This window comes from Flintibacter porci, from assembly GCF_041925195.1.
Lineage (GTDB): Bacteria > Bacillota > Clostridia > Oscillospirales > Oscillospiraceae > Lawsonibacter > Lawsonibacter porci.
The window spans coordinates 1-10,877 of record NZ_JBHEVB010000029.1 but is presented as its reverse complement, the minus strand read 5'-3'; the positions used below and the strand labels follow the sequence as shown (position 1 = coordinate 10,877).

Here is a 10,877-nt window from a genome sequence, read left to right as displayed (position 1 = left end):
GACTCACTCCAGCTGGTGGAAGTCTTTTCTCCAGCTTGATTTGTTGCGCTTTTTTGATCTCGCAAACTTTGCGGGATTTTTTTCATTTTAGGACTTGACTTTTATTTGCAGGACTCCTCGTCCAGCATCAGCTGAAACATACGGTTGCAGCTGCGGGTGGTGATGTTCAGATACTCTGAGATTCCTTGAGAGGTGAGGATCATATCGGGATTGAGTTCATAAAGGCTGAGCAGGCGCAGAAGGTTGCGCTCCTGGATCCCGGTCTTTTGGGAGTACTCTACTGCCTTATAGTTAGAATAGCTGTAATGGAGAGTGACGGGGGAGGAGAGGAGGCCGACCATGGTATCTCCTCCGCCTGAGCAGGCAAAGCCGTCGTTCTCGCCAAACTGAAAGGCTTCACCCAGGGCTCGCTCCGCCATGGCGTAGCTGTCCTTCCAGCTCTCCGCCATCCCTGCGCCCAGCCGGAAATCCACCGGAATATTCTGACGCAGGTAGACCACCAGATCTCTGGGCAGCCGCAGCCGCTCCCGGGGTGTGACACGCTCGGCCCGCAGCTCAAAATTGCCGTGGAAGGGGTGGATGGAGAAGGCCAGTTCGCTGTCCTGCCGGAATTGGGCCAGCACCTTGTGGACACAGATGGTCTGAAACTCCTGGTCGTACTGTCCCATGGTCTCCGGCAGCAGGATGTGGACCAAGACCACCAACCGTTCCGAAGCCTCACTCAGTGCCAGGCGGCACTTCTCCAGGGCGGCACGGATGGAGTTTGCAATCATGGTCTCGGTGGGAAGGAAGTGGAGGAAGGGGACGCCCATCTCCCGGTATGCCTCCAGGTTATTGGTGGTACGGGAGAGGATGAAGTCGATCTTTCCGCCGTGATAGAGCTCCTGGGCCCGGCGGAGGATCTTCTCATAGCTGTACTGGGTATTTTCCACGCAGTAGGGCATCTGCTCCGGGGGAAGATACTGGGACAGGTTCATATAGTGGTTGACGGGGGCCAGAAAGTCCACGAACACCCGGTTGAGGGGGATGTCCGGGTACTCCAGCTTGAAGTTGAGCAGGACGGAGAGCAGTTGGCTGTCTGTGTAGGACACAAAGGCACAGGGGAGACTCAAATCCGGAATGTGGTGTACGGCATACTCATATCCAATTTCTCCGCTGAAGAGCAGAATGTCGCATTTTTCCCGGCACTCCCGCACGATTCCGCCGATTTCTTCCTGGCGTGCATAGACATATTGCAGAAACGAACACCCAAAGTCGTGATGATCAATGGCCCGTTGGATGGCCTGCATAGAGATTTTGGGGCTGATGATACTGACGGTGATCATAAACATTCTTCCTTCCTGCTGAGGCTGTCCGTAATTATAGAAATCCGGGTCCTTAATTCGGAGAATAAATCAAGACTTACATATATTGGTAAAAATCCGTTGACATTTCAGATAGATTTCGGTAGTATGTCAGCAATAAAAGACATGTTTTTTATTTGTCCTTATTATAGCGCAAATTTAGTCAGAGGGGAAGATACGCGACATGACAAATGAAATCCTAACCGAACTGCTCCAGAGTGTGGGCGTTTTGGGTGTCTTTTTGCTGATCGGAACGTTTTTGCGGGCAAAAATCAAAATCTTTCAGGATACATTTTTGCCTGCCTCGGTGATTGGCGGCTTTCTGCTGCTGATTTTAGGACCCAACTGCCTGGGGATTTTGCCTATTCCCCAGGAGTGGATCAACATTTATTCCCTGATCCCCGGCATCCTCATTGTCCCGGTGGTCACCGCCACTCCCTTGGGTATGACACTGAAGAAGAGCGGTTCTGGGGAGAAGGGGGGGAACTCAGCCGTCAACGCCGCCATCCTGGGCTTTGTCCTTTTGGGTGTAGGACTTCTGCAGTTTGCCATCGGCTTTGGAACTCATGCCGCATTTTCCGTCGGCGGGGCAGAGCTGTATGACACCTTCGGTTGGGAGATGGGCCTGGGTTACTCCGGCGGCCATGGCACCGCCGCTCTGCTGGGCAACATGCTGCAGCAGGCCGGCCTGCCTTACTGGGAGACCGCCCAGGGTGTGGGTGTGACCGCTGCCACCTTTGGCTTGGTAGGTGGTATCCTCATCGGCATCTGCATGATCAACTGGGCCGCCCGCACCGGCCGCACGGTCTATCTCTCTGAGCCCGCCGCCATTCCCCAGGCCCTGAAAACCGGCTACGAGCGGGACCCCCAGCGCCAGGGCTCCATCGGCAAGGAGACCACTTATTCCTCCTCCATCGACACCCTGGCCGGTATGAGCCAGCGGGCCGATGTGGCCCGGGAGGCACCCATCCCGGGCCAGGATCAGGGCCACGGCTGCGGCCACTGTCAGTTGGGAACGGCCTCAGCGGCTGCCGCCCTGATGATCCGGGACTATCTGCGGGATACAGGGCGGTCCGGCACGGTGATCTTCTTCGGCTGTCCGGCGGAAGAGGGGGGAGGCGGTAAGACCTTTATGGCCCGCTCTGGAGTGTTTGATCAGCTGGATGCCGCCCTCACCTGGCACCCCGCCAACGCCTATTTCGTCATGACGGGCTCCTTCCAGGCCAACTGCCAGGCCTACTTCCGCTTCCAGGGCGTCACCTCCCACGCCGCAGCCAGCCCCCATCTGGGCCGCAGTGCCCTGGACGCGGTGGAGCTGATGAACGTGGGGGCCAACTACCTGCGGGAACACATGGACCCGGACGACTGCTTCCACTACGCCATGACCGACAACGGGGGCAGCTCACCCAATGTGGTGCCTGCCCATGCTGAGGTCATCTACCTCATGCGTTCCCGTACCTCGGAAAAGGTGGCTCGTCTCTACGAGCGGATCTGCAAGATTGCCCAGGGCGCGGCCCTGATGACCGAGACAGAGCTGTCTGTCACCTTTGATAAAGCCTGCTCCAACCTGACCTCCAACTCCGTGCTGGAGGAACTGCTGTACCAGACCATGCAGCAGGTGGGGGTGCCTGCCTATACCCAGGAGGACTGGGAGTACGCACAGCGGTTTGCCAAGACCATCACCCCCGCAGATTTGGACAGCGACCAGGTTCTGGGTCTGTACTACGGAGCGGAGCGGGCAGAGATCCTCCAGAAGCTGAAGGAGCGGCCCATTGCAGACTTTATCTGCCCCCATCACCATTCCGATGTGATGATGCTGGGCTCCTCCGATGTGGGGGATGTGAGCCACGTGGTGCCCACCGCCCAGTTTATGGCCTCCTGCGCCGTGTCCGGTACCCCCGGACACTCCTGGCAGCGCGTGGCTCAGGGCAAGTCGGGGCTGGCCATGAAGGGTATGGCCTTTGCCGCCCAGGTGCTTGCTCAGGCTGCCCATACTCTGTATGAGCAGCCTCAGTGGCTGGAACGAGCCAAGGCGGAGTTTTCTGCCGTACTGCCTGGGGGCTATCGCTGCCCCATCCCGCCCGAAGTACGGCCCAACCAGCGAAACAGAACCGATAAAACATAATACTTTTGCTGCCCCCTGATCTTTTAAGATCAGGGGGCAGTCTTATGTTAAGAATAATATCAAGTGCAGGGGAGAGGGCCATGCAAATCATTGGAAAAAGCGGGGTTTCTATGGTATACTGGGCCCATAGTTTTGCAGCACGAGCAGATGGTTCTGACATCTGCGAAGATACAGGAGGAACCTTCCATGGCAGAGACCAACACCAGCAGCATTGGATTTGAAAAGCAGATCTGGGACGCAGCCTGTGTGCTGCGGGGCAACATCGACGCCTCGGAGTATAAATCTGTTGTCCTGGGTCTGATTTTCTTAAAATATATCTCCGACCGCTTCGAGGCCAAGTATCAGGAACTGGTAGAAGAGGGCGATGGCTTTGAGGAGGACAAGGACGAATACACTGCCGAGAACATCTTCTTTGTGCCGGAGAACGCTAGATGGAGTGTGATTGCCGCAGCAGCCCACACGCCGGAAATCGGCACTGTCATCGACGAGGCCATGCGGGCCATCGAGCAGGAGAACAAGCGTCTTAAGGAGATTCTGCCCAAGAACTTCGCCCGCCAGGAGCTGGACAAACGCCGTCTGGGGGATGTGGTAGACCTGTTCACCAACATTCAGATGGTTGAGCACGGCAATAGCAAGGACATCCTGGGCCGCACCTATGAATACTGCCTGTCCAAATTCGCCGAGCAGGAGGGAAAACTGGCCGGGGAATTCTATACTCCTGCCTGCGTAGTCAAAACGCTGGTGGAGATTTTGCAGCCCTACAATGGCCGGGTATACGACCCCTGCTGCGGCAGCGGCGGCATGTTCGTCCAGTCGGCCAAGTTCGTGGAGAACCACGGCGGCAACATCAACAAGATTTCCGTCTTTGGCCAGGATTCCAACCCCACTACCTGGAAGATGGCCCAGATGAACCTGGCCATCCGGGGTATTGAGGCCGACCTGGGCAAATTCAGCGCCGATACCTTCTTCAACGACTGCCACCCCCAGCTGAAAGCGGACTTCATCATGGCCAATCCTCCCTTCAACCTTTCTAACTGGGGGCAGGATAAGCTGCTGGACGATGTGCGCTGGCAGTACGGCACGCCCCCGGCGGGCAACGCCAACTTTGCCTGGCTCCAGCACATGATCTGGCATCTGGCTCCCCATGGCCGCATGGGCATGGTGCTGGCCAACGGCTCCCTGTCCTCTCAGAGCGGTGGCGAGGGGGATATCCGGAAGAACATCATCAACGCCGACCTCGTGGACTGCATCGTGGCCATGCCCTCCCAGCTGTTCTACACCACCCAGATTCCGGTCTCCCTGTGGTTCCTGGCCAAGAACAAGAAGCAGAAGGGGAAAACCCTGTTCATCGACGCCCGGAAGATGGGCACCATGGTCTCCCGCAAGCTTCGGGAGCTGACCGACGGAAGCAAAGATCCGGCGGATAATGACATTCAGAAGCTGGCCGACACCTACAACGCCTTTGTGGACAGCACCCTGGAAGAAGTCAAGGGATTCTGCGCAGTGGCGACCACGGAGGAAATTGCCCAGCAGGACTACATCCTCACCCCCGGCCGGTATGTGGGCATTGAGGAGCAGGAGGACGACGGGGAGCCCTTTGAGGAGAAGATGGATCGCCTGACCAAGGAGCTGTCAGAGCTTTTTGTGAAGTCCCATGAGCTGGAGGCACAGATCAAGGAGCAACTGGGGGCGATTGGGTATGAAGTGTGAGTATTACAAACTTGGTACACTTGTAGAACGCAAGATCGGGTATGGAATTGTACAGCCAGGCTCTAATCAAAAACAGGGTACTCCAATCATAAAAGTAAACAATATTATTTCTGGGCTCAAAAGTATAACTAATTTGGACTGTACAGCAGAACAAATTAGCTCCAAATATGAGCGCACAAAGCTGCGTGGTGGAGAGTTAATTATAAGTGTAGTTGGTACTATTGGTAAAACAGCTATAGTACCAAAATCGTTTGCTGGCTGTAATTTAGTTAGAGCAACAGCTATGATCGATATTCCAGATTTACAGATTGCCAAATGGGTAAAGTATTATCTCGACTCACCAAAAGGTCAAGCATACATTCATCAGAATCTAAATACAACGGTTCAACCAACACTAAACATTAAATCTTTGTCTGAGATGCCAATCCCATTTTATAGTGACGCACAAATGCAACAAATTATTGCTGTATTGGAATCTCTCGATGACAAAATCGAACTGAACAACAAGATCAACGAGAATTTGCAGCAGCAGGCACAAGCAATATATCAAGAGTGGTTTGGCAACATCAATATGGAAAAAGAACAAGGAACGCTTGCGGATATATGTACCTATTCCAAGGACAGAGTATCTGTTTCTGAGTTGGATATTAGCGCTTACTTCTCAACAGAGAATATGCTGCCAGAAAAGGCTGGTGCTGTGGAGGTTTCCAACCTGCCGACAACAGCACAAACAACGGCGTGTCATGTGGGTGACACCTTAATTTCCAATATCCGTCCCTATTTTAAGAAAATCGTATACTGCCATGAGGAGTGCGGATGCTCAACAGATGTTTTGTGCTTTGTACCTGCTTATCCCAAGTATTCGGCCTACTTATACAGTACCCTTTATTCCGATAGATTCTTTGACTTCATGGTAGCAGGCTCAAAAGGAACCAAAATGCCCCGTGGAGATAAGCAACAGATTATGACTTATCCAGTGACACTTCCTACAGATACTGAACTGGAAAGGTTTAACGCGGTAGTGGTTCCTATCCTTATGCAGATTCAAAATAACCGCAACGAGAATAAGCGGCTTTCTTTGATGAGAGACACTCTTTTACCAAAATTAATGAGTGGAGAAATTAATCTGGGGAGTGTAGGAGAATGAGTAAATGCACTCAAGATAATCAAGATGTAGCAGGCAAAAAGCATCAAAAATTTTTGAGAAAAAACATGAGTATGTTTGTTAAAGGAAGATGGTTTCCTCTCATAATTACACTTATTGTATTAGCGGTTTTTGTTTTAGTGATGGCCTTATTTGGTTGGCGTATTACCTATGCTCCAGGATTAGAAAATAGCTGGGATGCGATTTCTGCCGTGGCGGCATGGGCTGGGGCAATTGGTACTGTTGTAGCAGTTTTTAGTGCAATTTATGTAGCACACCGACAAAATGAAATCGCTTTATTTGAAAAGCGATATACTGCTTATATGAAATTTAATAAGCTGTATGGATTTGCACGGTCATTAGATAAGCAAATGTTTGAAGACGAAGATACATTACAGGATGCTGAATTTGTTCTTGATATAAGCGCAAAAATTGCCTTTTTTTGTATAGGTATTCAAACACAATTTGGATTTCAACCTATGGCAAAGGAAGAAGGCTTCAATTTGGAGGGAGTATCTCAAGTTTCTGCAATATTGCAACAATATCAAAATGATATTGTAATGCTATCCTATCTTTATGATTTAGAATTTAACGACCAGCTTATAATGGAACGAGAACTCGAAAATATATTTGCTTGTCTTTCGAAGTTTATGACACAAGTTACATTATATACTTTCGAAGAAAATAGCAAATATGATGATTCCGCAAGGAAAATGTTTATTTCCCGAATTAACGATTTCCATAAAAAATATTGGATGCTTTTTGAAAAATCATTAAGATTATAATCTTTTAGGAAGTGATCCAACATGCCCTTCACCGAATCCAACTATGAAAACGCCGTGCTGCAGCTCTTCACCCAAACCCTGGGCTATTCCTACGCCTACGGCCCGGATATCGAGCGGGACTACCACTCGCCCCTGTACGAGGACGAGCTGCTGCCCGCCCTCCGGGCCGTCAACCCTGATCTGCCGCAGGCGGCGCTGGACGATGCGGTGTACAAGCTGAAAAACTTTGAATCCGGTTCCCTCCTGCAGAAAAACATGGTCTTTACCGACTATCTGCAAAACGGCGTGCCGGTGAAGTTCGTGGTGAAGGGAGAGGAGCGCTCCGGTCTGGTGTATCTGGTGGACTATCAGCATCCGGAGAATAACCGCTTTACCGCTATCAACCAGTGGACGGTGATCGAGAACAGCGAAAAACGGGCCGATGTGGTGCTGTTTGTCAACGGCCTGCCTCTGGTGGTGGTGGAGCTGAAGTCTCCCTCCCGGGAGGAGACCGACGCCTCCGCCGCCTACCGGCAGCTGCGCAATTATATGTATGAGATCCCGTCCCTGTTCATCTACAACCAGGTCTGCGTCATGAGTGACCTGACCACCTCCAAAGCGGGCACTATCACCTCCGGCGAGGACCGCTTTATGGCGTGGAAAACCAAGGACGGCAGCTACGAAAACACTCAGTATGCCCAGTTTGACACCTTCTTTGAGGGCATTTTTGAGAAAGAGCGGTTCCTGGACATTTTGCAGAACTTCATCTGCTTCAACGTGGACGGGGCCAACACCTTTAAGGTTTTGGCAGGCTACCACCAGTATTTCGCGGTCAAAAAGGCCGTTGAGTCCACCCAGCACGCCACCGTCACCGACGGCAAGGGCGGCGTGTTCTGGCATACCCAGGGCAGCGGCAAGTCGTTGTCCATGGTGTTCTATGCCCACTACCTGCAAAAGGCCCTGGAGAGCCCCACCATTGTGGTCATCACTGACCGAAACGACCTGGACAACCAGCTTTACGGCCAGTTCTCCCGGTGCAAGGACTTCCTGCGCCAGACGCCCCAGCAGGCCGAGAGCCGGCAGAACCTGCAGGAGCTGCTGGCGGGCCGGCAGGCCAATGGCATCATTTTTACCACCATGCAGAAGTTCGAGGAGACCGGGGAGCCCCTGTCGGAGCGCCGGAATATCGTGGTCATGGCAGATGAGGCCCACCGGGGCCAATATGGTCTGACCGAAAAGGTGGTCACTAAACAGAATGAAAAGGGCGAGCTGGAGGTCAAAACCTCCATCGGTACCGCCCGCATCATCCGGGACAGCCTGCCCAATGCTACATACATCGGCTTTACCGGCACTCCCATCTCCTCCAAGGACCGCAGCACCCGGGAAGTGTTCGGAGACTATATCGACATCTACGATATGACCCAGGCCGTGGAGGACGGGGCCACCCGCCCGGTCTACTATGAGAGCCGGGTCATCCACCTGAAACTGGACGAGAACACCCTGCGGCTCATTGACGCAGAGTATGACCTGATGGCCCAAAACGCCGACCCCTATGTGATCGAAAAGAGCAAAAAGGAACTGGGGCAGATGGAGGCCATTCTGGGCAATGACCAGACCATCGCCTCTCTGGTGGACGACATTCTAGACCACTACGAGAACTACCGGGCTAATCTGCTCACCGGCAAGGCCATGATCGTGGCCTACTCCCGCCCCATCGCCATGAAGATCTACAAGCGGATTTTGCAGCTGCGCCCGAACTGGACAGAGAAGGTGGGCGTGGTCATGACTCAGGGCAACAACGACCCAGAGGAGTGGCAGGAGATTATCGGCAACAAGGCCCACAAGGAAGATTTGGCCCGAAAGTTCAAGGATAACAATTCCCCCATGAAAATTGCCATCGTGGTGGATATGTGGCTCACCGGGTTTGATGTGCCGTCCCTTGCCACCATGTATGTGTACAAGCCCATGTCCGGCCACAACCTGATGCAGGCCTTCGCCCGGGTAAACCGGGTGTTCCGGGATAAGGAGGGTGGCCTGGTGGTGGACTATGTGGGCATCGCCGCCGCCCTGAAACAGGCCATGAACGACTATACGGTGCGGGATAAGAAAAACTATGGCGATCCCGATGTGAGCAAGGCGGCCTATCCCAAGTTCCTGGAGAAGCTGGAGGTATGCCGGGATTTGTTCCACGGCTTTGACTATACCACCTTCCTGACCGGAGATGATCTGGAAAAGGCCCGGATGATCAGCGGCGGCGTGAACTTCCTGCTGGGTAAGTCGGTTGCTGAGCACGACTTGTCAGATAAGGAAAAGACCCAGAATGTCTACATCAAGGAGGCGTTGCTCTTGAAGCAGGCCCTCTCCCTGTGCAGCAGCATGGTGGATAAGCAGACCCGTGCGGAAGCAAATTACTTTGAGGCTGTGCGGACGATGCTTGTCCGTCTGACCACCAGCGGCACCGGGAAGAAATTCACCCTGCCGGAGGTCAACGAGCGGATCAACGAACTGCTCAAACACAGCATCAAGAGCGAAGGGGTCATCAACCTGTTTTCGGATGTGGGCACTGAGTTTTCCCTGTTCGATCCCAAATTTTTGGATGAGATCTCCCGCATGAAGGAGAAAAACCTGGCTGTAGATCTGCTGAAAAAGCTGATCGCAGAGCAGGTCTCTGTCTACCGCCGTACCAATGTGGTGAAATCGGAGAAGTTCTCCGAAATCATCCAGAGCGCTATGAATCGCTACCTCAACGGGATGCTGACCAATGAGGAGGTTATCCAGGAACTTTTGAAGCTGGCCAAGGACATCGCTGCCGCCAACGCGGAAGGGGAGAAGCTAGGCCTGACTGCTGAGGAGCTGGCTTTTTATGATGCACTGACCAAGCCCCAGGCCATCAAGGATTTTTACGAGCATGACGAGCTGATTGCCATCACAAAAGAACTGACCGATCTGCTGCGGAAAAACCGCACCATCGACTGGCAGAAAAAAGAGAGCGCCCGGGCCGGTATGCGCCGTCTGGTGAAGCGCTTACTGAAAAAGCATAAGTATCCGCCGGAGGGGATGGAGGATGCAGTGAAGACGGTCATGAGCCAGTGCGAGATGTGGACGGATAATCAAGATTGATCAATACTTGGTACCGGATAGCAAAAGCTCCCTAAACAAGACTTCTTGACGTTGCTGGAGATAACATGATGAGTAACAACCATAAAATCAACGAAGACTTATGCCATAATGTAGCCAATGCGTTTTTAGATATAGGATCCTATAGCAATGAATTGGACAAGCAAATAAAAACTACAGGAATTCAGTTTGCATGTGACAGTTTTTACAGTATTCCTGCGATTGTAAATATTGCATTTGCGTGTGAACTGTACCTGAAAGCTCTATTAACAAGAGAATCAGATAAAGCAGGTAAACTGAAATACGAGCACGACCTTTTATTATTATACAAAGATTTACCTCCTTGCCTTTGCAACAATTTGGCATATCGCTTTGAAGAAAAGTGCAAATATCCGGTAACATTGGAACAAACATTTGAAATTCATGCAAAAGCTTTTCAAACTTGGCGATATATTTATGAAGCTGATAAAAGTAAATCTATTGCTTATCCCGAAAATCTATTGCTGGCAGCTGAAGTTTTAAGGGATGAATTGGAACAAAGTCTACGAGAAAGCGAGTAACCGTCAAATCTCCCGGCGTATAAAAAGGCCGCCATCTCAGCGCACAGGCATTGAGATGGCGGTCGGCATTTCCATTATGGTTTTGGAATTTTACATTCCTGGGGTGCGTTCACT

Annotated in this window: 7 protein-coding genes; 6 read left to right on the top strand and 1 reads right to left on the bottom strand. The window is 52.1% G+C overall.

Going from position 1 to position 10,877, the window contains the following annotated elements:
• Positions 1-101: 101 nt before the first annotated feature.
• On the bottom strand, positions 102-1,325 hold the full coding sequence (locus ACEVJL_RS16485; RefSeq protein WP_374738460.1) for a hypothetical protein: 1,224 nt from the start codon (positions 1,323-1,325) through the stop codon (positions 102-104).
• A gap of 202 nt (positions 1,326-1,527) precedes the next feature.
• Between ACEVJL_RS16485 and ACEVJL_RS16480 the strand changes: the two genes are divergently transcribed.
• From ACEVJL_RS16480 to ACEVJL_RS16455, 6 genes are all read left to right on the top strand, one after another.
• Positions 1,528-3,468, top strand: a complete 1,941-nt coding sequence (locus ACEVJL_RS16480) for an amidohydrolase (RefSeq protein WP_374738459.1) — start codon at positions 1,528-1,530, stop codon at positions 3,466-3,468.
• Positions 3,469-3,654: 186 nt separating this feature from the next.
• A complete protein-coding gene (locus tag ACEVJL_RS16475) occupies positions 3,655-5,178 on the top strand; it encodes a class I SAM-dependent DNA methyltransferase (protein ID WP_374738458.1) in 1,524 nt (507 codons plus the stop codon).
• Complete coding sequence (locus ACEVJL_RS16470; protein WP_374738457.1) at positions 5,168-6,325, top strand: restriction endonuclease subunit S; 1,158 nt, start codon at positions 5,168-5,170, stop codon at positions 6,323-6,325. Before ACEVJL_RS16475 ends, ACEVJL_RS16470 begins: the two co-directional genes overlap by 11 nt.
• Positions 6,322-7,107: a hypothetical protein gene (locus ACEVJL_RS16465; protein WP_374738456.1), complete on the top strand. Its 786-nt coding sequence runs from the start codon at positions 6,322-6,324 to the stop codon at positions 7,105-7,107. Before ACEVJL_RS16470 ends, ACEVJL_RS16465 begins: the two co-directional genes overlap by 4 nt.
• 21 nt (positions 7,108-7,128) lie before the next feature.
• On the top strand, positions 7,129-10,206 hold the full coding sequence (locus tag ACEVJL_RS16460; protein ID WP_374738455.1) for a type I restriction endonuclease subunit R: 3,078 nt from the start codon (positions 7,129-7,131) through the stop codon (positions 10,204-10,206).
• A gap of 68 nt (positions 10,207-10,274) precedes the next feature.
• On the top strand, positions 10,275-10,763 hold the full coding sequence (locus ACEVJL_RS16455) for a hypothetical protein (protein ID WP_374738454.1): 489 nt from the start codon (positions 10,275-10,277) through the stop codon (positions 10,761-10,763).
• Positions 10,764-10,877: the final 114 nt, after the last annotated feature.